1 protein-coding gene is annotated in these 618 nt (G+C 40.1%); it reads right to left on the bottom strand.

The window, feature by feature from the left end; all coding sequences use genetic code 11:
* Window positions 1–131 precede the first annotated feature (131 nt).
* A complete protein-coding gene (locus HCZ42_RS21685) occupies window positions 132–554 on the bottom strand; it encodes a bleomycin resistance protein (protein WP_167422731.1) in 423 nt (140 codons plus the stop codon).
* Between the last annotated feature and the right edge of the window lie 64 nt (window positions 555–618).

Here is a 618-nt window from a genome sequence, read left to right as displayed (position 1 = left end):
TAACGCCCGCTTAAGTGGTGAGCAACGCTACCACTACACCCAATTATTACACCGTAAACACAAAAGCCAAATTAAACCAAAACCGCCAAGCGTTGCGAATCCGTCTTAAAGCGTTTGTTATAACGCTGTTTTCATGACTTAGACTTTTCACCAAGATATTGCGAAAACCTCAAAAGGTAACCATCTGGGTCTTGCACTAAAAACTCGCGCTGCCCAGAAAGGCAATGGCCAACGTCATACCATGTATCTTTCTGTTCTTTGAACAATGATATCTCAGCTAACTTGAGACGTTCATAAACAGGCTCGATATTCGATAGTTCAATTTGAAAATTTACACCACGCCCGAACGGTGCTTCTAAGCTTCCTGTCACCCAACCGTTATCATGAATTTGCTCCAACATGATTTGTACTTGTTCAAATTCGATGTAAGCAAAATCTGGTTTTGTTCTTTGACTTCTAACTTTAAACCCTAAGATTTCGCAGTAAAAACTCAGTGATTTTGAGAAGTCTGATACCGATAATTCTGGCACCATTGGATTCCAATATTCTTCCATATCAATCCTTAATATGTGTGATGAACTCTACTGCGTTATAACGCCGCGTTAAGTAGTGAGCAAC

The organism is Vibrio hepatarius (genome assembly GCF_011806575.1).
Classification (GTDB): Bacteria; Pseudomonadota; Gammaproteobacteria; order Enterobacterales; family Vibrionaceae; genus Vibrio; species Vibrio hepatarius_A.
The sequence above is the reverse complement of the archived record's forward strand: the minus strand, read 5'-3'. Positions and strand labels throughout refer to the sequence as shown.